This is a genomic window from Mitsuokella apri (assembly GCF_051886055.1).
Classification (GTDB): domain Bacteria; phylum Bacillota; class Negativicutes; order Selenomonadales; family Selenomonadaceae; genus Mitsuokella.
Map to the genome: position 1 here is coordinate 1 of NZ_JBJEXT010000070.1, position 26,635 is coordinate 26,635.

23 protein-coding genes are annotated in these 26,635 nt (G+C 54.2%); 1 reads left to right on the forward strand and 22 read right to left on the reverse strand.

Translation table 11 applies throughout. The features are described 5' to 3' along the window. From ACI4OH_RS10055 to ACI4OH_RS10145, 19 genes are all read right to left on the reverse strand, one after another. The coding region (locus tag ACI4OH_RS10055) for an aminopeptidase (RefSeq protein WP_439784696.1) at window positions 1-1,285 on the reverse strand (1,285 nt) is incomplete at its 3' end. A gap of 2 nt (window positions 1,286-1,287) precedes the next feature. After that, a complete protein-coding gene (gene dusB / locus ACI4OH_RS10060) occupies window positions 1,288-2,256 on the reverse strand; it encodes a tRNA dihydrouridine synthase DusB (protein ID WP_295633413.1) in 969 nt (322 codons plus the stop codon). Continuing rightward, on the reverse strand, window positions 2,243-3,046 hold the full coding sequence (locus ACI4OH_RS10065) for a type III pantothenate kinase (RefSeq protein ID WP_439784697.1): 804 nt from the start codon (window positions 3,044-3,046) through the stop codon (window positions 2,243-2,245). Before ACI4OH_RS10065 ends, dusB begins: the two co-directional genes overlap by 14 nt. Before the next feature lie 17 nt (window positions 3,047-3,063). Further along, entirely contained in the window at window positions 3,064-4,053 is a 990-nt protein-coding gene (locus ACI4OH_RS10070; protein WP_432646107.1) for a biotin--[acetyl-CoA-carboxylase] ligase, read from the reverse strand. Between the two features lie 114 nt (window positions 4,054-4,167). Continuing rightward, window positions 4,168-6,165 (reverse strand): ATP-dependent zinc metalloprotease FtsH, encoded by a 1,998-nt coding sequence (gene ftsH / locus ACI4OH_RS10075; protein WP_439784698.1) that lies wholly within the window; start codon window positions 6,163-6,165, stop codon window positions 4,168-4,170. A gap of 47 nt (window positions 6,166-6,212) precedes the next feature. Continuing rightward, entirely contained in the window at window positions 6,213-6,755 is a 543-nt protein-coding gene (hpt, locus tag ACI4OH_RS10080) for a hypoxanthine phosphoribosyltransferase (protein ID WP_432646129.1), read from the reverse strand. Between the two features lie 8 nt (window positions 6,756-6,763). Then, window positions 6,764-8,176, reverse strand: coding sequence for a tRNA lysidine(34) synthetase TilS (gene tilS / locus ACI4OH_RS10085; RefSeq protein ID WP_439784699.1), 1,413 nt, complete (start codon window positions 8,174-8,176; stop codon window positions 6,764-6,766). Between the two features lie 96 nt (window positions 8,177-8,272). Beyond that, window positions 8,273-8,731: a S1 domain-containing RNA-binding protein gene (locus ACI4OH_RS10090; RefSeq protein ID WP_432646104.1), complete on the reverse strand. Its 459-nt coding sequence runs from the start codon at window positions 8,729-8,731 to the stop codon at window positions 8,273-8,275. Between the two features lie 92 nt (window positions 8,732-8,823). Next, entirely contained in the window at window positions 8,824-9,129 is a 306-nt protein-coding gene (locus ACI4OH_RS10095) for an FtsB family cell division protein (protein ID WP_432646103.1), read from the reverse strand. Next, entirely contained in the window at window positions 9,126-10,256 is a 1,131-nt protein-coding gene (locus tag ACI4OH_RS10100; RefSeq protein ID WP_432646102.1) for an MGDG synthase family glycosyltransferase, read from the reverse strand. Before ACI4OH_RS10100 ends, ACI4OH_RS10095 begins: the two co-directional genes overlap by 4 nt. Then, window positions 10,253-11,020: an SDR family NAD(P)-dependent oxidoreductase gene (locus tag ACI4OH_RS10105; RefSeq protein ID WP_432646101.1), complete on the reverse strand. Its 768-nt coding sequence runs from the start codon at window positions 11,018-11,020 to the stop codon at window positions 10,253-10,255. The genes ACI4OH_RS10100 and ACI4OH_RS10105 overlap by 4 nt, the downstream gene beginning before the upstream one ends. A gap of 68 nt (window positions 11,021-11,088) precedes the next feature. Next, the gene (hbs, locus tag ACI4OH_RS10110; protein WP_295631168.1) at window positions 11,089-11,364 is read right to left on the reverse strand and encodes a non-specific DNA-binding protein Hbs; all 276 of its coding nucleotides are present in this window, start codon (window positions 11,362-11,364) and stop codon (window positions 11,089-11,091) included. A 152-nt stretch (window positions 11,365-11,516) separates the two neighbouring features. Further along, window positions 11,517-12,194, reverse strand: a complete 678-nt coding sequence (locus ACI4OH_RS10115; protein WP_439784700.1) for an SAM-dependent methyltransferase — start codon at window positions 12,192-12,194, stop codon at window positions 11,517-11,519. 1 nt (window position 12,195) lies between these two features. Further along, window positions 12,196-15,555 carry a transcription-repair coupling factor gene (mfd, locus tag ACI4OH_RS10120; protein ID WP_439784701.1) on the reverse strand — a complete coding sequence of 1,120 codons (3,360 nt, stop codon included), beginning with the start codon at window positions 15,553-15,555 and terminating at the stop codon, window positions 12,196-12,198. A 63-nt stretch (window positions 15,556-15,618) separates the two neighbouring features. Next, window positions 15,619-17,223 carry a CTP synthase gene (gene pyrG / locus ACI4OH_RS10125; protein WP_432646098.1) on the reverse strand — a complete coding sequence of 535 codons (1,605 nt, stop codon included), beginning with the start codon at window positions 17,221-17,223 and terminating at the stop codon, window positions 15,619-15,621. A gap of 77 nt (window positions 17,224-17,300) precedes the next feature. Then, window positions 17,301-17,633: a DNA-directed RNA polymerase subunit delta gene (gene rpoE / locus ACI4OH_RS10130; RefSeq protein WP_439784702.1), complete on the reverse strand. Its 333-nt coding sequence runs from the start codon at window positions 17,631-17,633 to the stop codon at window positions 17,301-17,303. Window positions 17,634-17,671: 38 nt separating this feature from the next. Continuing rightward, on the reverse strand, window positions 17,672-19,327 hold the full coding sequence (gene argS, locus ACI4OH_RS10135) for an arginine--tRNA ligase (protein ID WP_439784703.1): 1,656 nt from the start codon (window positions 19,325-19,327) through the stop codon (window positions 17,672-17,674). 72 nt (window positions 19,328-19,399) lie between these two features. Continuing rightward, window positions 19,400-19,834 carry a YwiB family protein gene (locus ACI4OH_RS10140; protein WP_432646095.1) on the reverse strand — a complete coding sequence of 145 codons (435 nt, stop codon included), beginning with the start codon at window positions 19,832-19,834 and terminating at the stop codon, window positions 19,400-19,402. A 148-nt stretch (window positions 19,835-19,982) separates the two neighbouring features. After that, window positions 19,983-21,359 (reverse strand): NAD(P)/FAD-dependent oxidoreductase, encoded by a 1,377-nt coding sequence (locus ACI4OH_RS10145; protein WP_435720856.1) that lies wholly within the window; start codon window positions 21,357-21,359, stop codon window positions 19,983-19,985. Between the two features lie 314 nt (window positions 21,360-21,673). Here ACI4OH_RS10145 and putP point away from each other — a divergent pair, with 314 nt between their 5' ends. After that, window positions 21,674-23,152 carry a sodium/proline symporter PutP gene (gene putP / locus ACI4OH_RS10150; RefSeq protein ID WP_432646093.1) on the forward strand — a complete coding sequence of 493 codons (1,479 nt, stop codon included), beginning with the start codon at window positions 21,674-21,676 and terminating at the stop codon, window positions 23,150-23,152. 122 nt (window positions 23,153-23,274) lie between these two features. On the opposite strand, the gene ACI4OH_RS10155 is transcribed toward putP, so the two are convergent. The 3 genes from ACI4OH_RS10155 to ACI4OH_RS10165 are packed head-to-tail and all read right to left on the reverse strand — an operon-like array spanning window position 23,275 to window position 26,614. After that, window positions 23,275-24,561 (reverse strand): ArsB/NhaD family transporter, encoded by a 1,287-nt coding sequence (locus ACI4OH_RS10155; protein WP_432646078.1) that lies wholly within the window; start codon window positions 24,559-24,561, stop codon window positions 23,275-23,277. 34 nt (window positions 24,562-24,595) lie between these two features. Further along, entirely contained in the window at window positions 24,596-24,895 is a 300-nt protein-coding gene (locus ACI4OH_RS10160) for a hypothetical protein (protein WP_432646077.1), read from the reverse strand. A gap of 45 nt (window positions 24,896-24,940) precedes the next feature. Next, entirely contained in the window at window positions 24,941-26,614 is a 1,674-nt protein-coding gene (locus ACI4OH_RS10165) for a glutamine--tRNA ligase/YqeY domain fusion protein (protein ID WP_432646076.1), read from the reverse strand. Window positions 26,615-26,635: the final 21 nt, after the last annotated feature.

Sequence of the window (26,635 nt, forward strand, 5' to 3'; positions counted from 1 at the left end):
CGATGACCTGCATGCCGTAAAGGCTCATGATGTAGGCAATCGTACCGCCGCCGCCGAGGTCGACGCGGCCGAGCTCGGCCAGCTGGAAATGAACGCCGTGTTTGTCGAGCATGCGGCGGATTTCGCCAAGATATTCAGCATTGGCATCATTTGAACCCGACTTGCCGCGCGCGCCCGTGAATTTGTTGAAGACCATGCCGCGGCCGAGATAAGCGACATTCTTCTTATCGTAGGCACTGGCGTAAAGGGCATCATAGGCACTCGAGACATCCGACGAGAGCATCTTTGAGTTGGCAAGGCAGCGGCGCAGGCCGAGCTCGCTGTACTGGCCGCAGGCATTCATGAGTTCCGCAAGGACATTCTCAAAGAAATGCGACTGCATGCCCGTAGCACCGACGCTGCCGATTTCTTCTTTATCAACGAGCAGGCAGCAGGACGTGCGTTTGCGCGGACCATCGCTCTCGAGCATCGCGCGCAGGCTCGTATAAGCGCAGACGCGGTCATCCTGCCCATAGGCGAGAATCATGCTGCGGTCAAAGCCGAGGTCGCGCGCCCTGCCGGCCGGCACGAGCACGAGCTCAGCCGAGAGAAAATCCTCTTCCCCGATACCGTACTTATCCTTGATGAGCTTGAGCACACCGGCCTTGACGGATTCCTTTTCACCATCTTTGAGCGGATAATTGCCGACGAGGATATCGAGGTCCTCGCCTTCGATGACTTTCGCCGCGTTCTTCTTCATCTGTTCCTGCGACAGGTGAATGAGCAGGTCCGTCACGCAGAATACCGGGTCGGTTTCGTCTTCGCCAATCTTAATCTCAACGACGGTGCCGTCTTCCTTAACCACCACGCCATGGAGTGCCAAAGGCAGCGTTACCCACTGGTATTTCTTGATGCCGCCATAATAGTGCGTGTCAAGGTAAGCAAGTCCCCCATCTTCGTACAGAGGATTCTGCTTGACATCGAGACGGCAGGTATCGATGTGCGCCCCGAGGATGGCAAGACCATGTTCCAACGGTTCTGAGCCAATCTGGAACAGCACGATGCTCTTTTTCATATTGACCGCATAGACCTTATCGCCGGCCTTGAGCTTTTCCCCGCTCTTGATAACGTCGGCAAGACTGCGGTAGCCCGCAGCTTCTGCCTGACGCACCGACTCCGCGACACTTTCACGCTCTGTCTTGCAGTTCGACAGAAAATCGCGGTAGCCCGCAGCCAGTGCTTCGAGTGCCTTTTTATCTTCGTCTGTATACGTAGACCAGACGGATTTCTTTTCCTGTTCTGCCATATTCAATCATTCCCTTCGAAATATTTTCTGAGTATCGCCACAAAATCCTCACGCGATACGGCCTTGTTGAAGAGGTCGCGCAGGACGGCACCGTGCACGATGCCGCGCGTGTACCACGTCGCATGCTTGCGCATCTCGCGCGGGCCGACATAATCGCCCTTGTACTTGAGCAAAAGGTCCAGATGGCGCAGAATGATTTCCGCGCGCTCCTGCATCGTCGGCCCCGGGAGTTTTTCGCCAGTTTTGAGATAATGCGTGAACTGGCGGAATATCCACGGATTGCCCTGTGCCGCACGGCCAATCATGACCCCGTCGCAGCCCGTGACTTCGCGGATTTTGTCAAGGTCATCATACGTCCGAACATCGCCGTTGGCGATGACAGGGATATTCACGGCCTTTTTAACCTGAGCGATGATGTTCCAGTCGGCATGCCCCGTGTAGAACTGTTCACGCGTGCGGCCATGCACGGCAATCGCATCGACGCCGGCTGCCTCGGCAAGTTTTGCCATCTCGACGACATTGACAGAAGTATCATCCCACCCCTTGCGCATCTTGACGGTAAATGGCATCTTGACGGCCCTGCGGATGGCCGAAAGGATGGCAAAAGCCTTTTCCGGCTCGCGCATCAGGGCCGAGCCTTCGCCGTTCTTCACGATTTTCGGAGCGGGGCAGCCCATGTTGAAATCGAGAATATCCGCCGTGCCGAGCCCTTCGACAAAGGCCGCGGCCTCAGCAGCCATCTCAGGCGTATTGGCAAAAATCTGCATGGCGAGCGGCCGTTCCGCCGGCTCCGACTGCAGCATCGAGAGCGTCCGCTCATTGCGGAAATGGATGCCCTGCGCCGAGACCATCTCCGCAAAGCAGAGCGGACAGCCCATGTCATGTGCGATGATGCGGTACGCCGTATCCGTCACGCCGGCCATTGGCGCCAGAAAGACCGGCGTCTCAAAATTAAATTCACCGATCTTCATGAAAATGTCCTTTCTGATTGCGTTCGTAAAGCACGCGCAGCCCTGTAAGCGTCAGGAAGTGGTCAATCTTGTCGATGGTCGAAGATTCCTTGGCAATCATGCGCGCCAGTCCGCCCGTCGCGATGACCTTGACCTCTTCTTCGATGCCCATGGACTTCATCTCCCGCTTGATACGGCGGGCAATCTCATCAATCTGACCGACGTAGCCAAAGATGATGCCGGCCTGCATACCCTGTATCGTATTGCGGCAGATGATATTCTTCGGTGGGACGAGCTCGATGCGCGGCAGCTGTGCCGCGCGCTGAAAAAGAGCCTCCGAGCTCGTGCCGATGCCCGGTGCAATGACGCCGCCAAGAAAATCACCGTTGGCGGCGACGACATCAAACGTCGTCGCCGTGCCGATGTCGATGACAATCAGAGGTCCGCCGTACTGCTCATGCGCACCGACGACATTGACGATGCGGTCAGCCCCAATGGCCCGCGGGTTTTCATAGTGAAGGCGTATCCCCGTCTTGATGCCGGGACCGACGATGAGCGGACGCAGGTGAAAGTAACGCTCACACATCTTGATAAACGGCACGACAAGCGGCGGTACCACAGAAGAAATGATGATGGCATGGATATCTGCCATCTCGATGCCCTGATACTGAAACAGGCTGTTGATGAGCATGCCGTATTCGTCGCCTGTCTTCTGGCGGTCTGTTGAAATGCGCCAATGCTTGCAGAGTTCCCTGCCCTCATACGTTCCCATGGCGATATTCGTATTGCCGATATCTAAAACTAATAACAAAATAATCCCCCTGTAAGTCAGTACGTTTCTCCATGCTGCGGACGGATCGAGACGTCGCCGGCAAGGACGCGCCGGCGTCCCTCGGGCGTATCAACGAGAAGAGCCCCCTCCTCGTCAATATCAACGGCCTTGCCGGTAAAGACATCATTCGTGCGTGCGCCAATGACGCGCACATCCTGTCCGAGCGTGATGCTGTAATGACGCCATTCATTGAATACATCGGCAAAACCATCCTGTTCTGCCTTGCTGTAAAGGTCGTCCATGGCTTCGAGTACGGCGCGGAAAAACGGCACGCGCGGAATTTTTTCGCCCTTCATGATGGCCAGCGACGATGCCTTGGCGCGGATTTCCGGCGGAAAATCCTCTTCTTCTATATTGACGTTGATGCCCGTACCGATGATGACGTAGTGGATGCGTTCCATCTCTGCACTCATCTCCGTCAGGATGCCCACGAGTTTTTTCCCCTGATAAAGTACGTCATTCGGCCATTTAATCTGCGCCTTAAGACCAAATTTTTCCATTGCCCTCGCAACGGCCACAGCTGACAGCAGCGTGCATTTTGGCGCGTCCTGCGGCAAAAAGCTCGGGCGCAGAATGACAGAAAACCAAATGCCCTTGCCCTTTGGTGAAAAGAAGGGACGTTCGAGGCGGCCGCGGCCGCTGCCCTGCTCTTCTGCCACGACAACGGTGCCGTCAGGCGCGCCCTGCGCAGCAAGGCGTTTGGCCTCAAGATTCGTCGAGTCAATTTTATCGTAAAAATAAATTTTTTTGCCAAGGCACTTTGTCTTTAAGCCATGCTGGATTTCTTCCGGCAGCAAGAGATCCGGAGCGGTCTGCAGGGCATAGCCGCTGCGCGAATGGCTGACAATGTCGTAGCCCTCGCGGCGCAGCTCCTGAATGTGTTTCCAGACCGCCGTGCGTGAAACACCGAGACGTCTGGCCATCTCCTCACCGGATATATAAGAATCGCCTGCTTCCCTCAGCAGGGCCAATATTTTCGAGCGCAACTGCGCCACCTCCTCATTTGACACCATTTCATTATACACCGTAGTCAGATATAAAAAAAGCAGGAGCTTCCTTGCGTCTGCTCCCACCTTTCGCTATGTTGCGGCAATGAAATTTTATTTATCGTAATGCGTGACGTTGAACTTGGGTTCAGCTTCTTTTTCGTGTTCCTCGTCCGTCTCTTTTGCCTTTGACTCTTCAGCCGCTTCTTCGGCCTCTTCCGTCTTGACTGGCGTCATGGCCGGCGTGCCGTCCTCAGGCTTATCATCCTCCGGCTTATTATCATCATCCGTGTCATCATCGTCCGTGATATGGCCGGTCGTCATGAGCTCTTCGAGCTCCTTCGCCGTCAGCGTCTCACGTTCCATGAGGGCCTGCGCGATAAGTTCGAGCTTATCGCGGTTCTCCGTAATGATCTTGCGGCAGGCTTCATAGGCCTCTTCCATGTACTTGCGGACTTCCTTATCAATCTCGCTGGCTACTTCTTCCGAGTAATTGCGCTGATGATTGAAGTCACGTCCTAGGAAGACCTGATGATTCTGGCTCTCGCCATAAGCAACAGGGCCTAAGACATCGCTCATGCCGTACTGCATGATCATGCTGCGCACGATGCGCGATGCCTGCTGAATATCCTGCGAAGCACCCGTGGAAATCTCCTTCAGGACGACTTCTTCGGCGACGCGGCCGCCCATGGCCACCTTCAGGCGGTCAAGGAGTTCCGAACGCGTGGCGTAATTGCGGTCTTCCTTTGGCAGCATCAGTGTGTAGCCGCCAGCGCGTCCGCGCGGGATGATCGTGACTTTGTGGACAGGATCCGCGTGCTTGAGCATCATGCCGACGAGCGTATGACCGCCTTCATGGTAAGCTGTCAGGCGTTTTTCTTCATCGCTCATGACGTGCGACTTGCGTTCCGGTCCGGCAATGACGCGCTCAATGGCTTCTTCCATCTCGGTCATGCCAATCCGATGCTTGTTGCGGCGGGCCGCTAAGAGTGCTGCCTCATTGACGAGATTCGAAAGGTCGGCACCGGTGAAACCCGGCGTGCGGCGTGCGAGGATATCGAGGTCGACATCATTGGCAATTGGCTTGCCCTTCGTATGAACCTTGAGGATGGCCAGTCTGCCGCGCACATCCGGCTTATCGACGACAATCTGACGGTCGAAACGGCCCGGACGCAAAAGTGCGGGGTCGAGGATATCCGGGCGGTTCGTCGCGGCGATGATGATGATGCCTTCATTCGCTGCAAAGCCATCCATTTCGACGAGCAGCTGATTGAGTGTCTGTTCGCGCTCATCGTGGCCGCCGCCGACACCGGCACCGCGCTGGCGGCCGACCGCATCGATCTCATCGATGAAGACGATGCACGGCGCATTTTTCTTGGCCTGTTCAAAGAGATCGCGGACACGCGAAGCGCCGACGCCGACGAACATCTCCACGAAGTCAGAACCGGAAATTGAAAAGAACGGTACACCGGCCTCGCCGGCTACGGCACGTGCGAGCAAAGTTTTACCTGTGCCCGGAGGGCCGAAGAGCAGTACGCCCTTCGGGATGCGGGCACCGAGTTCGTTGAATTTCTTCGGATGCTTGAGGAATTCGACAACCTCCTCAAGTTCCTGTTTTGCTTCATCCGCACCGGCGACATCGCGGAACGTGACTTTGATCTTGTCTGCGCCGCTCATGCGCGCCCGACTCTTGCCGAACGACATGACACGGCCGCCGCCGCCCTGCGTCTGCTGCATGATAAAGAACCAAACACCGATGAGCAGCAGGATGGGGATGACAGATGAGAACATCTGCGACCACCATGGCGGCTCCGGCGGATTTTCAGCGGCAATATCAATGCCCTTGGCTGTGAGTTTTTGATAAAGATCCGGGTCATTATTCGGCGCGTCCGGCGTAATCGTCGTGAATTCCGTACCATCCGCAAGGGTGCCGTGAATGGTATTCTGGATAATGACGACCTTGGAAACTTCGCCTTCATCTACCTGCTGCAGGAACTGCGTGTACTCCACTTCCTGACGGTTGGTATTCTTGGTCGAGAAATAATCAATGATGGATATCGCGACCAGGATGATGAGCAGATAGAACCCTACATTGCGTAGAAACTTATTCAATCCCTTGTCCTCCTTTGTCTCAGAGCTCTTGCTCTAAGAGCTGGCCCTTATTCGTAGATTTCAGGCTTGAGCACACCGATGTATGGCAGATTGCGGTATTTCTCTGCATAATCGAGGCCATAGCCCACGAGGAATTCATCCGGCACCGTATAGCCGCAGTAATCAATCGGCACATCCACCGTACGGCGCGATGGCTTCGAGAGCAGTGCGCAGAGCTTGACGCTCTTCGGCTTGCGCTCACGGAAGTATTTGAGCAGATAATTCATCGTCGTGCCCGAATCGATGATATCTTCGATGACGATCAGATGTTTTCCTTCAATGTCATAGTCAAGATCCTTTAAAATCTTGACCGTGCCGCTCGTCTCCGTGCCATTGCCATAGCTCGAGGCAATCATGAAGTCAAACTGCACCGGCAGATTGATGCTGCGCACGAGGTCTGTGTAAAAAACAACTGCACCCTTGAGGATGCCTACACAAAAAATCGTTTCCTTGGCATCTTTATAATCTTCCGTAATCTGCGCGCCGAGCTGCGCAACGCGTTTCTTGAGTTCTGCTTCTGAGAAGACGACCTTCTCGATGTCATCCTTCATCTCTCTTGTCATGTTGTTTCCTCTTTTCTTTGTATGTGGAAATATAGGATATTCTTTGTATCATCTGTGACAGGATAACGGCGGCTGCGCCTTTTCCCGACAAGCCAGAGGATTTCGCTGCCGTCCGACAAAAGGAGCAGCTCATCCCGCTTTGTGCGTGGAACCTTGTCATCTATCAAGATGTCTTTTATTTTCTTATGTCCGGCTGGAAGTTCCATGAAATCACCGGCCCTGCGTGTGCGGAAGAGCAGGCTGCGGCTTTCAAGACGGTCAAAGTCCAGATAATATGCCGATGGTCCTGTCTGCAGAGGCTTTTGTGTGAGGATCTTTGCTTCAATTGCATAAGGCCCCCAGGTGACTGTCCCGGGAATTTTGGGTCTTACCGCGCAGGCAGAGATTTTTCTTTGCCCATCGTCCTGCCTGCCCTGCTTTTTCGTCATGGTGAGCAGCTCGTAGCCAAAACAAGCCGTGACCCCTTCCGGAAGCTCCAGCCTCTTACCTGCCTGCTGACCTGCAAGGAGCATGAGACGCATTTTTTCGACATGGGCAAAGCCCAAATCCCGGCCGCTTCCGGCTGTCTCTGCAAAGAGCCGCCGCAGGGCCCGTCGCTGCATGGCCGGATGGTGGCGGCGAAAAGCCACAAGCCTCAGGCCGTATTCTCCTGCCCGACAGGCCGTCAAGTATGGCCAGAGCTCGTCAAGCTGCCGTTCCAGAAAGTCACTGTCCACGCGGGCAAGTTCTGCCAGCTGGCATAACGTGCGCGAGATTTCAGGATTTCTCTGCCGCAAATACGGCAGGACCTCCAGACGCAGAAGATTGCGCGTACAGTCGGGGAGGTCATTCGTCGCGTCGTGGCGCGGCTGCAGTCCTCTTTCCCGGCAATACGCTTCAATCTGACAGCGCGAGGCGAAAAGCAGGGGCCGGATCTGACGGCCGCTGCACGGCAGCATGGCAGAAAGGCCGTCAAGCCCTGTCCCGCGCAGGATGCGCATGAGCACCGTCTCCGCCTGATCGTCGGCATGGTGAGCCGTGGCCAGGACATCTGCCCCGACCCGTTTCACGGTCTGCCAGAGAAAATCATAACGAAGTTCCCGCGCAGCTAGCTCCAATGACTGTCCCTTCTTCGCGGCTGCCTCTGGCACAGAAGCGCGGCCAAGAAAGCAGGGAATGCCATGCTCCTGGCAAAAATCTGCCACAAAAGCCGCATCTGCCTTAGAAACTTCTCCCCGAATGCCATGGTCAAAATGCGCCGCGGTAAGGACAAGCTGGAATTTGGAGCGAAGTTTCATGAGGATATCAAGCAGGGCCAGAGAATCCGGTCCTCCTGAGCAGGCCACGAGTACATGCATGCCCTTTGCCAAAAGGCCATGCGATTTTGCGTAGCGGGCCGTCTCGGCAATCATCTGATTCGTGCTGTCCATATGCTCATCTCCGCGCTTATATTTTCCCAATTCTCAGCCGAAATACATAAAGAACAAAAGCACCCTGTCGACAGAGTGCTTTTATCATTCAGATAGTCAGTCCGAGCGGCGGGATCCGCGGCCTCCGCGTTTCGAGTCAGTCTTACGGCGCAGGTCCGTCAACCTCTCATCACTGTCCTTGAGGAACTTCGAAAGCTTGTCCTCAAATGACGCTGTGGAATTGTTGTAACGGCCGGAACGGCGGAAATCCCGTGGCCCGCGATTCTGCCGCTGCGGACGGAAGGAAGAATTTCCTGCTTGAGCCTGAGCTTCCGGCTTTTTCTCCTGAAGCTGCTTGATGGAAAGGGCAATCTTGCCGCGATCATCGATGCTCAATACTTTAACCTTCACCTTGTCTTTTTCGGAGAGGAAATCATGGACATCCTTGACATAGACATCCGCTACCTCGGAAATATGGATGAGACCGGTCTTGCCTTCCGGCAGTTCTACGAAAGCACCGAAATTCGTGATGCCCGTGACAACACCCTCAACTACATTGCCAACTTCAATGGACAAATTAATTCTTCCTCCTTAAATCGTGATGGAAAATACACGCTTTATTATACCCTTGCGCGACAAAGAGTGTCAAGAAAAGAACGTGATTTCACTCAACGTGAGCCCACAGATTTTCCCGCACTGTACGGCAGTTCCCCCTTGCGGGTCATGCCGAGCTCCTCGCGCGCGATTTTTTCGATATAGTCCAGACGATTGAGATCATCTTTTTCCTTCACGAGTTTCTCATGCTCTGCCTTAGCGGCAGACAGCCGTTCTTCCGCCGCTGCCTGGTCCACGCTGACCTGATTGAGATAGATCTGCTGCTTGACGAGGATGACGGCAAAATACCCGATGATAATGACCAGCAGGATGATAAACCAGTTGATGATGCCCTTTCTGTGCCCTTTTTGTATTTTCATGAAATCAACTCCTCCTGAAGCAGGGATGTGAGGTCTGACGCTATTTCCAAAGCCGCCCGCGGCTTTGCGCAGGCATGGGCTTTTTCGCTCATGACCTGCAGCGCATTGCCCCATAACAGATTTTCTACCGCTCTGGCCAAGTCCTCACGCGGATGCAGCCAGACAGCAGCCCCATTCTGTGTCGCATAGATGGCATTTTCCGTCTCAGGCCCCGGAATCGGGTCATGCAGCAGCATGGGCAGCCCCAGCACGAACGCTTCGCTGATGGTCAGGGCTCCCGGCTTTGTAATCAAAAGGTCCGCTGCCCGCATGAGGAAATGGACCTGGTCCGTATAGCCCCAGACAAGGACCTGATGATGCGAGACAAGTCCCATGTCCTGAACGCGGTCCTTCAGCCGTTCGTTGCGGCCGGCAACGACGAGGATGGTAAGGCGTTTCTCGATTTTCTCGAGGTCCCTGAGATTCGACTCAATGCCGCCAAGCCCCAGCCCTCCGCCCATGAGCAGAATGGCAGGCTGCCCCTCGGGGATGGCCATGGCCCGGCGCACGCCCGCCTTATCTTTCATATCCTGCAGGACACCGGCAACGGGAATGCCCGGCACCATCAGGGTATCGACGGCAAAGCCATGACCGATCATGCCCATGCGCATCTCTTCCGTCGCCATGTAGTAGCGGTCAACTGCAGGGTAAAGCCAGATCTGATGCAGGGAATAATCCGTCATGACCGTGGCCAGATGATAATGCTCCTGCTGACGCCTCTTGAGAAGCGATGCTGCTCCTTCCGGAAAAGGATGTGTGCAAAGCACGAGATCCGGCTCATAGCGCCGCACGAGTTTTTTCATCGCCGGCATCATGACATAAGCAAAGGCATTCTGTACGAGAGTGCCTCCCGAAGACCCCCCCGATAATTTATAAAAGACATCGTAGAGGTTCGGCACGAAGGCCAGCATGACGAGGTAAAACTTCTTCATGAACCAATGGATGCGTGAAATGCGCGAATCCATGAAGTCCACCGTGGTGATTTCGGCTTCCGGCAGCAGCCGGCGCAGTTCAATCTCTATGGCTTCAGCCGCTTTGATATGCCCCGAACCGATGGATGCGGTCAAGATAAGGATGTTTTTTTTCAAGCCGTCAGCCCTCCATCGATGCCGTAGACAGCACCTGTCACAAAAGAAGCACGCGCGGACGCCAGGAAGACAGCCAGGGATGCCGCTTCCGCGGGCGTGCCAATGCGTCCGAGCGGATAAACCGAGGCCATTTCCTGCAGGCTCTTTTCACGTTCTGCTCCCCGGCCAAGCTGCGCCTCCGTAAGGGGCGTCAGAATATCTCCCGGTGCAATGGCATTGACGCGTACACCAAAGGCTGCCGTTTCCAGAGCCAGAGCACGGGTAAAAAGGACCACAGCCCCCTTGCTCGCGCAGTAAGCCGCACAGAAATAGTTGCCATGCACGCCGGCATCGGAAGCGACATTGACAATATTTCCCCGCGCACGCTTGAGGTGCGGCAAGGCAGCCTTCGACAGATGAAAGACGCCCTTGACATTGATATCAAGTATGTCCGTAAGTGTCTCTTCTTCCAGGTCTTCCAGAGCTCCTTCTTTGTATATGCCGGCTGAATTCACCAATACATCGAGGCGCCCAAAATGAAGAACGGTCTCGGCCACGGCCTGACGGCAGTCTTCTTCGCTGCGCACATCGCCGGCACAGAAAAGAATTCTTTCGGGCTCTGCAGACTCCCGCAGGCTTTCGACTGCTGCCAAACCGCGTTCTCTTGAACGCCCCATCAGCACAACGGCAGCTCCCTCCTGCAGGAATTCTTTCGCTACCTCAAGACCGATGCCCGAGGTTCCACCTGAAATCAGCACGACTTTTGCTGCCAATCCGAGCTCCACGCGTATCCCTCCAATACAACAAGAAGCCGGGCTCCCAAGGGAACCCAGCTCCTCATAACCAAGCCAGATTATGCATTCACAGCATCTTTCAGGGCCTTGCCAGCCTTGAACACCGGATTCTTCGAAGCCGGAATCTGGATCGTCTCGCTCGTGCGCGGGTTGCGGCCCGTGCGAGCAGCGCGCTCCTTGACTTCAAACGTACCGAAGCCAATCATCTGTACTTTATCGCCTTCAACCAGTGCCTGCTGAACGCTCTCGAAAAGTGCATTTACAGCCTTTTCAGCATCTTTCTTCGTCAGACCTGCTTTTTCAGCAACGCTAGCTACCAATTCAGTTTTATTCACGATCGTAGCCTCCTTAAATAATTGTTTTACTTATGTTGGCAGATATTCGTGATGTATCACGTTTTTTCCTGCCTGCTTATCAAAATTTAGCAGAAAACCCTTGAAAAATCAAGGGTTTTCGGAAAAATAAACAAAAACAGGCCCTAAAAACCTCATTTTGCCGGTATAAAAAGGCTCGTCAGATGGTCAACATCTTTCTGGCGGTCGAGCTCGTAAAGTGGAATTTTGCGGATGGATTCGTCCGGCAAAGCCAGATTATGAATATACGTAACCTCGTATTCGTCAGGATAGAGATCCATGAGCATGAGTTTCGTATCCGACGCGATGATGGGGTCATATACCTGCGTGATGACGAGCGACTGCGCAGGGCGGTCCTTGAGCGTATTGACATCTTCCGCATCGAGGATCGTAAGGCCTTCGATGGGGTCGATGCCAAGGCGCGTGTACAGGACTTCGACAAAGCTCATGCCCGGCAGGATTTCTACCGTCACCGGACTCGCTTTGGCCATTTCACGCAGCAGCACGACCGTGCGTTCTGCAACCAGGGGGCTTCCGGGCACGGCGTAGACGATATCGCCCTCTTCTTCCGCGCGGCGCAGAAGGTCTTTGGCGATATGCGTGTAAAGGGTTTCAAAATCCGGTGCTTCCTCATAGAAACCATCATACGTCGAGAACGTCAGGCCCCGTTTTTCAATTTCCTCTGCGGTCGGATGGATGCGCGTGCGCAGCACAAGGTTTTTCGCCTGCTGCATGAGCTGCCATGACTCAAGCGTGATGAGGCCAAAACGCCCGGGGCCAAGACCGACAACTGTGATTTTTTCCTGTTTCATATTATGCTTTCGTTTCCTTTCTTCCCTTTGCCTTATCCACCTGTGCCGCGGCTCTTTCCTGCAGAGCTGTTTCATCACCTGCAGCCAGCATGAGCACGCGCGTGACAAAATTCGTGATATTGTTCTTATAGCGGTCGCTCAGGGCAAAACGCAGGCCGTTTTTATCGGGCAGACTGCGCATTCTTTTGCCAAAGAGCTTGGAGAGCGCCAGCATCCCCTTGGCCGGCATATGCTTCTGCGGCAGGAAATAAATGTCAAGTGCCAGCGGCAGCTGCTTGATGGCGCGGATGCCGAGCTCACGCGCATAATTCTTGATGCGCGCGACTTCCAGAAGATGCATGACGGGCTCCGTCGGGTCGCCAAAGCGGTCGATGAGTTCATCGAGCAGGACGCGGATTTCCTCGTTCTTGCGGATGGCGGCAATGCGCTGGTAAATCTCGATCTTATGCATGGCATCGGCGATGAAGTCCCCATCGATATAAGCTTCCGTCTGCAGGTCTATGAGTGGCTCCGGCGGTGCTTCTTCCGGCGCTTTGCCATTCTGCAGGCGTTCCACGGCTTCTTCGAGGAGCTTGCAGTACATCTCAAAACCGACACTGGCGATATGGCCGTGCTGCTGTGCACCCAAAAGATTGCCTGCACCGCGGATTTCAAGATCACGCATGGCGATCTTGAAGCCCGCACCGAGCTCGGCAAATTCCTTCATGGCCTGCAGTCGCTTTTCGGCCGTCTCCGTGAGAATCTTGTCGGCTTGATAGACAAAATACGCAAAGGCCATATGATGCGAGCGGCCGACGCGGCCGCGCATCTGATAGAGCTGTGACAGGCCGAAATGGTCGGCATTGTAGACAATGATGGTATTGGCATTGGCTACATCGAGGCCGTTTTCGACAATGCTTGTCGCGAGCAGAATGTCGTAATCCCCTTCATAAAAGTCCATCATGACATGCTCGAGCATTTCCTCAGGCATCTGGCCATGCGCTGTCTGGATGCGGGCTTCCGGCACGAGCGAGGCAATGTGGTCGCGCATGCGGTCAATCGTATCCACGCGGTTGTAAATGAAATAAATCTGGCCGCCGCGCTTCATCTCGCGCCGAATTGCATTGGCGATAATCGTGTCGTTGTTCTCCACAACGTACGTCTGTACGGGGAAACGCTCCGCCGGCGGCGTCTCGATGATGCTCATGTCGCGCGCACCGACAAGAGACATGTGCAGCGTGCGCGGAATCGGCGTGGCTGAAAGCGTCAGCACATCGATGCCGGCAGCCAGTTTGCGGATTTTGTCCTTCTGCTTGACGCCAAAGCGCTGCTCCTCATCGACAATCAGAAGGCCAAGATCTTTCCAGATGACTTTTTTCTGATTGAGGATGGCATGCGTGCCGATGAGGATATCGACCTGCCCGAGGCGGACTTTCTCGAGCGTCTCCTTTTGCTGTTTGGCCGTGCGGAAGCGGCAGATGACGTCGATGACCGGCGCAAAACCCGTAAAGCGCGTCGTAAACGTCTGGTAATGCTGCTGAGCCAGGACCGTCGTTGGCACGAGCACGGCCACCTGCTTGCCGTCCATCGCTGCCTTATAGGCCGCGCGGATGGCGACCTCGGTCTTGCCAAAGCCGACGTCGCCGCAGAGCAGTCTGTCCATCGGTTTTTCTTTTTCCATATCGGCCTTGATTTCGGCGATAGCCCGCAGCTGGTCCTCTGTCTCCTCGTAGGGGAACGCATCTTCAAAATCGCGCTGGCTGCTGTCATCCGGCGGGAAGGCATGACCTTTCGCCTGTTTGCGCTTGGCATAAATCTCGATGAGCTTTTTGGCGATATCTTCGACGGATTTTTTTGCCCTTGCCTTCGCTTTGACCCATTCCGTGCCGCCCATGCGGTGCAGGCGCGGCACTTCTCCCTCCGAGCCGATGTACTTCTGCAGGAGACTGACCTGGTCCGTCGGTACAAAGAGCTTGTCGTCGCCTGCGTACTGGATGTGCAGGTAATCCTTGTGGATGCCGCCGACATCGAGCGTTTCCACGCCGAGGTATTTGCCGATACCATGACTCTCGTGTACGACGTAGTCGCCCGGCTTAATGTCGCGGAAATGTGAAATTTTCTCGCCGTAATCACTGTGGCTGCGCACAGCTGTACGGCGTTTATGACGGCCAAAGATATCCTTTTCCGTCACGACGACGAGGCGCGCCGAAGCCATCTCAAAGCCCGTGAGCAGGGCTCCCTGCCGAATGTTGATGGCATCGTCGCGCAGGGGCTCACTCATTTTCCCAATCAGGGAGGGAATGCGGCGATGTGCAAAGAATTCACGCAGGCTGTTCGTCTTTTCTTTGTCACTTAAAAGCACGAGTACACGCTGTTTCTGCGACAGCCAGCGATGTGCCTCATTTTCCAGAAGGTCCATCTGACTGCGGAACGGCGTCATCGTCGTGGCCGTCACGCCGATATTTTCCACGGGCGCCGCTCCCGGTACCTGCTGCAGCAGCAGGGCTATATAGATGATGCGGTTGCCCTGTGCGGCCTGCAGGAGTTCCTCCCAGCTGAAGATTTTTTCCTTGATATCCGGATTTTCCTTGACCAGCGTGCGTATCGTGTCGCGGATACGGGTCGGCTCGTCAAAGAGCACCGTGCCCCTGCCCTCCAGATACGAAAGAAAATTTTCGGGCCTGCCGGAGCTGTCTGTCTGCGCGAGAGGCATAATGGTCACAGCGCTGATGTTCTTGATGGAGCGCTTCGTCTCGATATCAAATTCGCGCAGTGAATCAACCTCATCGTCAAAATACTCGAGACGTACCGGTGCTGCCGCATTGATGGCAAAAATATCGACAATGCCGCCGCGCACGCTGAACTGGCCGACTCGCTCGACCTCGTCTGTATTTTCATAGCCGAGATCGACAAGGCGGTGCAGCAGCTCCTCGCGCGGCACAACATCCCCCATGCGCAGGGAAAGTGAGAGTCGGGCAAATTCATTCCTTCCCATCCCCTTCTGCACAGCAGCCTCTGTCCTTGCGAGCACGATGAGCTGCTCACCGCGCATCAGGCGTCCCAGCACCTCCATGCGCCTGGCCGCGCGTTCCTGACTTTTGGCCGCTGCCTGCACCTCAAAATTATCGACTTCCGGCAGCTCCACGACCGGAACTTCCGGTAAAAGCAGGGATAAATCCTCTTTCCAGTCGGCCAGGGTCTCTGCAGAATGGCAGACAATGGCCATCATCTGCGGCTTAGAGGCATAGCAGGCTGCCACAGCAGCATGTTTCTGCGAGCCGCCCAGTCCATAAATCAGTGCTTCTGCCTTTTCTCCTATTGTATAATCCCGCAGACGCTGCAGCGCACCATCCTGCAGCATCGCGGCAAATAATGCATTCATGAATACGATACCTCACGTCAAAAAGACCCGGGAAACCGGGTCTTCTCTATGTTATGTCGTTTTTTACTGCTCAAGGGCTGCCTTAAGGAAGTCGCGGAACAGCGGATGCGGATTGTTCGGGCGCGACTTGAGTTCCGGATGTGCCTGCGTAGCCACGAACCAAGGATGATCCTTGACTTCAATCATCTCGACAAGGCTGTCATCCGGCAGCGTGCCGGCGATGACCAGGCCTTTTGCCTGCAGAGCTTCGCGGTATTCGTTGTTGAACTCAAAGCGATGGCGGTGACGCTCATGGATGAGGTTCGTGCCATACGCCTCTTCGGCGTGCGTGCCGTTCGCGAGCTTGCACGGATACGAACCGAGACGCATCGTGCCGCCTTTTTTGACAATGCCCTGCTGGGATTCCATCAGCGAAATGACAGGATGCGTCGTCTCCGGGTTGAATTCTGTCGAATCGGCATCCGTCATGCCGCAGACATGACGGGCAAATTCAATGACCGCGCACTGCATGCCAAGGCAAAGGCCGAGGAATGGGATTTTATGTTCACGCGCATACTGAATGGCCTTGATCTTGCCTTCAATGCCGCGGTTGCCAAAGCCGCCCGGCACGAGAATGCCCTTGCAGCCGACAAAAACTTCATCGAGATCGATATCCGGATTTTCCTCGATTTCTTCCGCGTTGACCCAGTTGATCTTGACCTGCGCATCGTTGGCAATGCCGCCGTGATGCAGGGCCTCCGTAACAGAGATATAAGCATCCGGCAGTTCGACGTATTTGCCGACAACGGCAATCTTGACGCGTTTCTGCGGATGATTGATTTTATAGACCATCTTTTCCCAGTCGCTCATATCGGCCGGACCATAGTCCATGTTGAGCTTCTTGAGAGCGATCTTATCGAGGCCCTCTTTCTGCATCATCAGAGGGACTTCATAAATCGTCGAAGCCGTGCGGTTCTCAATGACAGCTTCCGGCTGCACATCGCAGAACATGGCAATCTTGTCCTTCATCTCCTTGGAGATGGTCTTCTCCGTGCGGCAGACGAGAATATCCGGCTGGATGCCGATGGCGCGCAGCTCCTTGACGCTGTGCTGGGTCGGCTTCGTCTTGAGCTCGCCGGCTGCCGAGATATACGGCAGGAGCGTCACATGGATGTAGAGCGTGTCGTTCGGGCCAACTTCTTTCTTGACCTGACGAATGGCCTCAAGGAACGGCTGACTCTCGATGTCGCCGACCGTGCCGCCGATTTCCGTGATGACGACATCGGCGCCATCCGCCTTAGCGACATCATAGACCTTCTGCTTGATTTCATTCGTAATATGAGGAATGACCTGTACCGTCGAGCCGAGGTATTCGCCCTTGCGCTCTTTATTCAATACGGACCAGTAAACCTTACCCGTCGTGATATTGGAATTCTTCGTCAGGTTGATGTCGATGAAACGCTCGTAGTGGCCGAGATCCAGATCCGTCTCCGCACCATCGTCCGTGACAAAGACCTCACCATGCTGGTAAGGGCTCATCGTACCCGGGTCAATGTTGATGTACGGGTCGAACTTCTGGATTGTGACCTTGATTCCCCGGCTCTTCAAGAGACGGCCGAGCGATGCGGCCGTAATGCCCTTGCCCAGGGAAGAAACAACGCCACCGGTAACGAAAATATACTTTGCCATGGAACTGCCTCCTGCTTGTTCTTTGAAACACATGTTGACTATTCTAACCCCAATGCCCGCGGGGTGTCAAGACGCTATTATTCCTGGATGCTCTCGAGCTTCTTTTTGCGGTTGCTGCTGGCCTTCGCTGCAGCCTTGCTCGAACCAGACGTCGAACGGCTCGTGTGCGTGCGCTTGACTTCCGGCGGATTCCATTCCGTAAGTCCCCACTGGCCTTCGCCTTCATAATGGAAACGACTGTCCATGTTGATGAGCGTGTAGACTTCCGAGATGGCTGCCGACAGAGACTGTACCGGCTTGTGCGTCTTCTCGATGACGTCGAGGACGAGGTCCTTGTAGTACATCGTCTTGCCTGCCTGAGACAGGATGTAATAAGCAACATCAACTTCTGAGCTTTTCAGAAAATCCATTTATATATCTCCCTTCGCAATACTGCGTGACTGATGACTTACATATGCTCCGGCGCCGATACACCGAGGATGCCGAGGCTGTGGCGGATGACATGAGCCGTGACCGTGACCAGGGCCAGACGTGCTTCGGCCAGGTCATGGTCAACGCCCATGATGCGGCATTTATTGTAGAAGCTGTGGAACAGAGCCGCGAGGTCGTAGCTGTAACGAGCGATACGCTGCGGTGCATAATCGTCAGCTGCCTTTTTGACTTCCTCCGGATACTCCTCAATCTTCTTGATGAGGGCGACTTCGCTCTCATCTGTCAAAAGCTCGAGCTTCGGCGTCTTACCGAGGACGAGATGCGTCTCTTCGGCCTGACGGAAGATGCTGCAGATGCGCGCATGAGCATACTGGATGTAGTAGACCGGATTGTCGTTCGACTTTTTCTTCGCGAGGTCAAGGTCAAAGTCGAGCTGGCTGTCGAGCGAACGCATGAGGAAGAAATAGCGGGCAGCATCCGTGCCGACTTCTTCCATGAGTTCGTTGAGCGTGACACTCTGGCCCGTGCGCTTGCTCATCTTGACGAGCTCGCCGCCGCGGTAGAGACTGACCATCTGCAGAAGGAGCACCGTGAGCTTCTTCGGGTCATGACCGAGGGCCTGCATCGCTGCCTTGACGCGGCAGACATAGCCGTGATGGTCCGCGCCCCAGATGTTGATGAGACGGTCAAAGCCGCGTTCGTACTTGTTGTGATGGTAAGCGATATCGGCCGCCAGGTACGTCGGTTCGCCGTTATCGCGGATGACCACGCGGTCTTTATCGTCGCCATAGGCCGTCGATTTCAGCCAAAGCGCGCCGTCCTTCTCATAGATATCGCCTTTATCCTTGAGAATCTCGACGACGTGGCGCACAGCATCCGGATGCAGCGTGCGCTCACTGAACCAATGGTCAAACGTCACATGGAACTTCTCGAGGTCTTCCTTGAGAATGGCGAGTTTCTCATGATACGCGAGGTCCTTGAAGATGGCGAGGCGCTCGTCTTCGCTCATCGAGAGGTACTTATCGCCATCGCGGTCAATGATGCGCTGAGCTGTGTCGATGATGTCCTGGCCATGGTAGCCGTCTTCCGGGAATTCTACTTCTTTGCCAAGAAGTTCAAGATAGCGCGCATTGACAGAACGCGCAAGGTTGTTCATCTGGTTGCCCGCATCATTGATGTAGTACTCGCTCTCGACGGGATAGCCGGCAGCGCGCAGCAGATTGACCAGAGCCGAACCAGCGGCAGCGCCGCGGCCGTGTCCGACATGCAGCAGGCCCGTCGGGTTTGCACTGACGTATTCGACCTGAATTTTAGGATGAGCCACTTTCGGCAGATTGCCAAAATTTTCTCCCGCTGCGAGAATTTTCTGGAACGAATCGTAGAGCACATTGCCCTTAAGGTAGAAATTCAGGAAACCCGGTCCGGCAATCTGCGTGTGGTCAAGCCAGTCTCCCTTGATACGGCTGGCAAGAACTTCAGCAATCTGGCGCGGGTTCTTGTGGAAGACGCGTGCCGACTGCATGGCAAAATTCGTCGCAAAATCACCAAATTCCTTCTGCGGCGGCACCTCGAGAACGACCTGCGGCAGCTCACCCGCCGGCAGGGCCCCATCGTTTATGGCATCGCACGCGGCCTTTTTAATGGCCTCTGTCAATATGTCTTTGATTTCCAAAAAACTTCCTCCTATCATGATCGTCATGTATCGTGCTTTCGTGTTCTGCCCCTCACCTGGCCAGGGCCGGATTTACGGGCAGTCTTCTTCTATTTCAATATGAAGTCTGTTTTGACTCTGGAAGGCACCGTTGACCCACAAGCCGTAGCGAATATCTACGCTGCCTGCAACATCACCGTAATGAACCGATAACGCTTCTGTGCGCACCGCTAAATCGATATTGCCATAGGGCGTGCGGTAAACACTCTTATGCTCCCTGCCCGCCTCAAAGCGCTGCTCCTGTTCCAAAGGCCCCCTGCGCAAAAGCGTCATCATATCTTCATCTATTTTGAGCACAGTGGAAACTTTCGTGCCCTGCTGGAGACTTTCATCTTCATAAATGACATAGTGCTTGCCGCGATGAAAATAATGATGGCCCTTTGCTTCGGTGCGGATGCTGTCTTTTTTTCCTTCGGCATCCTGCCAGGACCCCCTGACTTTTACGACGACCGGTTTCTTTTCACTCATCCGCCTGCCCCCTTTTATACATTGTATACTATTATATCCCAAACGGTCGAGCCTTGCCAACTAAAATTTTATGCCAGAAAGCTGCCCAATGGCTGCTTTCTGGCATCTTCCTAAAATATCTGCCTTTTTCTCTTATCGGTCCGCTGTATCACATGCGCGAAAGAATCTGGCGGGCTACATAAACGCCGCTGGCACCTGCCTGCGAAAGGCCGCGCGTGACGCCGGCACCATCGCCTGTCGCAAAGACATTGCGCAGCTTTGTCTCAAGCTGATGCGAAAGCACGACACGGGCACTGTAAAACTTGACTTCCACACCGTAGAGCAGGGTATCGTCATTCGTCATACCCGGTGCCACATAATTGAGTGCCTGAATCATCTCAATGATGTTGTCGAGATGGCGCTTTGGCAGCACGAGGGAAAGGTCGCCTGGCGTCGCAGCCAGCGTCGGCTTCGTAAAGCTCTTGCTCAGGCGGTGCGTATTCGTGCGGCGTCCCTTGATGAGGTCGCCATAGCGCTGCACGATGATGCCGCCGCCGAGCATGTTCGAGAACGAAGCGATGCGTTTGCCATACTGATGCGGGGCTTTGAAAGGCTCCGTGAAATGATTCGAAACGAGCAGGGCAAAGTTTGTGTTATGGCTCTGCAGTTTCGGGTCGCTGTAGGAATGGCCGTTGACCGTCACGATGCCGTCTGTATTCTCCATGACGACATGGCCGTGCGGGTTCATGCAAAATGTGCGGACAAAATCACCGTACTGCTTCGTGCGGTACAGGAGCTTTGCCTCGTAGACCTGGCTTGTGATGTCATTCCATACCTCATCCGGCACTTCCACGCGCACACCGACATCGACGCGGTTGTTTTCCTGCTCGATGCCAAGACGGCTGCATTCATTCGAGAACCATTCCGCGCCGGCACGTCCCGGGGCCACGACGAGGAAATCCGCCTCAATTTTCTCCCCGTTCTCGAGATCCAGCTGATTGTTGCCCTGCCCATCCGATTCAATATGAGCCACGGGGCATTCAAAGCGGAACTCGACCTTTTCTTTCAAATATTCATACGTCTGCTCGAGCATGCGCAGATTATTCTCCGTGCCGAGATGGCGCACACTCGCAGAAAGAAGGTGCAGGTCATGCTGCAGCGCCAGCTTGCCGATGTCCGAGCCCTTCGTCGTAAAGACCTTGGAAGGTGCACCGTGTTTCATGTTGATTTTATCGACATAGTCAATGAGCTCCATGACCTCGTCATCCGGCAGATACTCATTGAGCCAGCCGCCAAACTTCGTCGTGAAATTGTACTTGCCGTCGGAGAAGGCACCGGCACCGCCAAAGCCGCGCATGATGCTGCAGGGCTTGCAGCCGATGCAGCTCTTGACCTTGCCTGCGGAAATCGGGCATACGCGGTGGTAGATATCCTTGCCGCTCTCAAAGACAATAACATGAAGCCCCGGCTTTTTCTCCACAAGTTCATAAGCCGCCATGACACCGGCAGGGCCGCCGCCGACAATTGCCACATCGTATTTTTTCATCAAAAAGCCTCCTAATAAAATCCCCTCAGACAAGGAATGTCTCTCTTTAAATCTGCACACAGCAAAAGAGCGCAGTTGCTTTTGGCCCTGCCATACGTGAGTCCGGGCCGCCCCCTGCGTTCAAACCTTATGTATTATACCCGCAAAGCCTTACGATTGCAAGCATTTTTTATTGATTTTCAAAAAAAATGTACACAATGCCCTATTTTTATACCTTCTATACAAATAAGTATTGCATTTTACCTCGTTTTTCCCATATAATTGAACTATTCTTGTAAACTTATTTTATTATAGAAAGAAATGGGGGATTCATTTTGACTCATGATCTTACCATCATCAATACCTTTGTGCTCTACATCGGTTTCATGATGGCCATCGGCGTGTACTATTACCGCCGTACCCGCAATATGAGTGATTATTTCCTTGGCAACCGCAAACTCGGTGCCTGGGTCACCTCGCTCTCTGCCGAAGCTTCCGATATGAGCGGCTGGATGCTCATGGGCGTGCCGGGCTATGCGTATCTGGCCGGCCTCAACGCAGGCTGGATTGCCGTCGGCATCGCTATTGGCACCTGGGCCAACTGGCATTTTGTCGCCGCGCGTCTCCGCAAATACACGGAACTCGCCAACAACTCGCTGACACTGCCGGAATTCCTGCAGAATCGCTTTCATGACAAGTCGGGACTTCTGCGCATCGTGCCGGCCATCTTCATCCTGATTTTCTTCGTCATCTACACATCCTCAGGCTTTGTCTCGGCCGGCCGCCTCTTTGAAACGGTCTTTGGCATTCCTTATCAGTATGCCATTTTCATCGGTGCAGGCTCCGTCGTCTTTTACACCCTGGTCGGCGGCTTTCTCGCCGTTTCCCGCACGGATTTCATCCAGGGCGTTATGATGTTCTTTGCCATCCTCGTCGTGCCGATTTGCGGTGCCATGCAGTGCGGCGGCTTTGAGTCCACGATTGCTGCGATTCAGAATGTACAGTCCACGATGCTTGAGCCGTTGACAAAGCCAGATGGCTCCACGATGAACTTCATCGAACTCATTTCCCTCTTGGCCTGGGGCATCGGCTACTTTGGCCAGCCGCACATTCTCGTGCGCTTCATGGCCATCCGCACGTCAAAAGAAGTCAAGCAGGCCACGCATATCGCCATGACCTGGGTCGTCCTTTCCCTCGCTGCGGCTGTCGCCGTCGGCATGGTCGGCCGCGTTTATCTTTCCACGCCGCTTGAAGGTACGGCCTCTGAGACAGTCTTCCTCGTCATGACGAACGAGCTCTTCCCGCCGATTGCCACGGGCCTGATTCTCTCGGCCGTCCTCGCCGCCATCATGAGCACGGCTTCTTCGCAGCTGCTCGTCGCCGCCTCGGCTTTTGCTCAGGATTTTTACCGCACACTGCTGCGCAAGGATGCCGAGCAGAAAGAGCTCGTCTGGATTTCGCGCGCGAGTGTCCTCGTCATCGCGAGCCTCGCGATTTTCCTCGGACTCAATCCGAATAATTTCATCCTCGACATGGTATCCTATGCCTGGGCAGGCTTCGGCGCTGCCTTTGGTCCGGCACTCCTGATGAGCCTGTTCTGGCGCCATACGACAAAATACGGCGTACTCGCCGGCATCATCGTCGGCGGTGTTACCGTCCTCGTCTGGAAGCAGTTTGCTCTCTTCGGCCTCTATGAGATCGTACCGGGCTTCCTGTTCTCCGCTCTCGCCATCTGGGTCGTCAGCTGGCTCGACCGCGTGCCGGAACGTTCCATCCTCGAAACATTCGACAAGGTCGGACAGAGCAAGATTTAAGCATTTTGCACATAAAAATCCCCATCATCCACAGAAGATGATGGGGATTTTGTGTATAAGTCAGTTCGTGAAAATTATCCACAGGGCTTGCTTTTTCTTTTTCATGAGCAGCGGATACTTTATCAGAGCAGATAACGCAGCCATACATAAGCGCTCGAAATGGCAATGGTCATGATCATGATTGGGAAAGCAATCTTCATGAAGCCAAGGAACGACATCTGTTTGCCGCGCTGCGCTGCCATCGAAGCGACGACGACGTTGGCGCTGGCGCCGATGAGCGTGCCGTTGCCACCGAGGCAGGCACCGAGTGCGAGCGACCACCACATCGGGTCGAGATTCGTAAGGCCCATCTGGCCCATATCCTGAATGAGCGGAATGAGCGTAGCAACAAACGGGATGTTATCAATAAAGGCCGAAGCAAAGGCACTCATCCAGAGAATCAGCATGGCCGTTGCATTGACGCTGCCATTCGTGAGCTTGATAGCCTCTGCCGCGAGGAACTTGATGACGCCCGTCTCGACAAGAGCACCGACGAGAACAAAGAGTCCGGCAAAGAAGAAAATAGCGGTCCATTCAATCTTGGAAAGCACTTTCGTGATCATGCCCTCATCACGCGTGTAAGTGATGAGCAGCAGGAGACCGGCACCAGAGAGTGCAGCCGTTGCCGTCTGCAGGCCGAGATAGCCATGAACAACGAAGAGGCCAATGGTCAGGGCAATGACGAAAAGGCATTTCTTCAGGAGTTTTGGATTGGCAATCTGGCTGTGCGCGTTGAGGCGCATGACCTTTTCCTGCAGATCCGGCTGCGTCTTGAGTTCTTTGCCATAAATCGCGATGAGCACGAGTTCGACAACAAAGAAAATCAGGACGGCGATACCGGAGAGGTTTGCCATGAAGTCCATGAAGTTCAGGCCGACAGCACTGCCGATCATGATGTTCGGCGGGTCACCGATGAGCGTGGCCGTACCGCCGATATTCGAAGCCAGGATCTGGGATATCAGATACGGCTTGACATCGACCTTGAGCTGTGCCGTGATACTGAAGGTAATTGGCACCGTCAGCAGGACGGTCGTGACGTTATCGAGAAAGGCCGAGCAGACCATGGTCAAGGCTGACAGGGCAACCAGCAGGGCAATCGGGCGTGCCTTGACTTTCTTGGCCGACCAGATTGCCAGGAAATTAAAAAGTCCCGTTTCACTCGTGATATTGACGATAATCATCATGCCCATGAGCAGGCCGAGTGTATTGAAGTCAATATGACGAATTGCTGTATCCTGATCGATGACACCGAACAGGATCATGAGCATAGCACCAAAGATACCGACAATGGTTCGATGAACCTTTTCTGAAATGATCAGTGCGTAAGCAGCAACGAAGATGACGATTGCAATCGTCGTTGTACTAACCAATAGAATCCACTTCTTTCCCTAAAAACTTCCCTATTTATTTCTTATACTTCGGGATCAGCACGATATTCTCGCCATCGCGCTTGATCTTGAAGGTATAATTCTTGATATCCGCGCGAAAGAGTTCCATCTTAAGCTGCAGGAGGGCTTTCGCGAGTTCTTCTGTAAGCTGTGGGGTGAAGCCGGCGCGCAGGAAGTCAGCAGACGGCGTTACCTGTTCCTGCTGTTTCTTCTTCGCTTTTTTCTCAGCCGCAATGAAGCGGTCTTCTATGGATGTATCTTCTACATAATCCTTGAACATGTCCTTGTCGGACAGATTCTTAGGGATCTTAGACATAAACGTCACCTTCTATAAGATTTCAATATGGTATCCTTGCAGCACTTATTTATTGACTTTGGCCCAGCTGTCACGCAGTCCGACCACGCGGTTAAAGACCAGATGCTCAGGTGTCGTGTCAGGATCCACGACAAAATAGCCAACGCGCAGGAACTGGTAATGCGTGCCAGCTGCCGTGAGCTTGACAGAAGGCTCAATCAGGGCATTATCGATGACCTTCAGAGAGTTCTTGTTGAGGGCAGCGATAAAATCCTTCGGCACATTGCCGTTCTCATCGGTCTCAATGAGATAATCGTAGAGACGTACCTCTGCCTTGAGCGCCGTTTTTTCTGCGACCCAGTGAATCGTGCCCTTGACCTTGCGGCCTGCCGTAGCGCCGCCCGTCTTCGAATCGAGGTCCGCCGTGCAGTGAAGCTCGACAATCTTACCATTCTCGTCTTTAATGACTTCGTCACATTTGATGATATAGGCATGTTTGAGGCGAACTTCTCCACCCGGTTTGAGGCGGAAATACTTCTTCGGCGGTTCTTCCATGAAATCATCCTGCTCGATGTAAATCGTACGGGAGAACGGCACAAAGCGCTGGCCGCCGTGAATCGGATTGTTATCGGCGAGCAGCCATTCCTCTTTATCCTCCGGATAGTTCGTGATGACGACTTTTAAAGGATGCAGTACAGCCATGACGCGGTCGGCATTTTCATTGAGGTCTGCGCGGACTTCATGCTCGAGCATCGAAACATCGACGATGCTGTCGGCCTTCGCCACACCGATTTCCTTGCAGAAATTGCGGATGGAAGCCGGCGTATAGCCGCGGCGGCGCAGGCCGGAGATGGTCGGCATACGCGGGTCATCCCAGCCGCGCACGTAGCCCTCTTCGACGAGCTGACGCAGCTTGCGCTTGCTCGTGACCGTATTCGTGAGGTTCAGGCGGGCAAATTCAATCTGGCGCGGGCGCGTATTCGGGTCAAAGTCCAGCGAATCGAGCAGCCAGTCGTAGAACGGGCGGTGTTCCTCAAATTCGAGCGTGCAGACAGAATGCGTGATGCCCTCAATGGCATCTGAGAGCGGATGTGCAAAATCATACATCGGATAGATGCACCATTTGTCGCCCGTGCGGTGATGGCTCACATGGGCAATGCGATAGATGACCGTGTCGCGCATGACGAGGTTCGGCGAAGCCATATCGATCTTGGCGCGCAGGACCTTCTCACCATCGGCAAATTCTCCGGCCTTCATGCGTGCGAAGAGGTCGAGATTCTCCTCGATGCTGCGATTGCGGTAAGGGCTTTCCTTGCCCGGTTCCGTCAGCGTGCCGCGGTAAGCCTTGATTTCCTCTGCAGAAAGGTCATCGACATAAGCCAGCCCCTTCTTGATAAGCGTGACAGCAAAATCATAGAGCTTGTCGAAGTAATCCGAAGCATAGAATTTGCGATTGCCCCAGCTGAAACCGAGCCAGCGGATATCGCGCTGAATGGAATCGACATATTCCGTGTCTTCCTTGGTCGGATTCGTATCATCGAAACGCAGATTGCAAAGGCCATGATTGTATTCTGCCAGGCCAAAATTCAGGCAGATGGACTTGGCATGACCGATATGCAGGTAACCATTCGGCTCTGGTGGAAAACGCGTGTGAATGCCTTCTGTATATTTGCCGTTCTTGAGGTCTTCTTCAATCATGTTCTGAATGAAATTCGAAGCCATCGTAATTTTTTCTGCCATCTGATTTCTCTCCTTATGTTT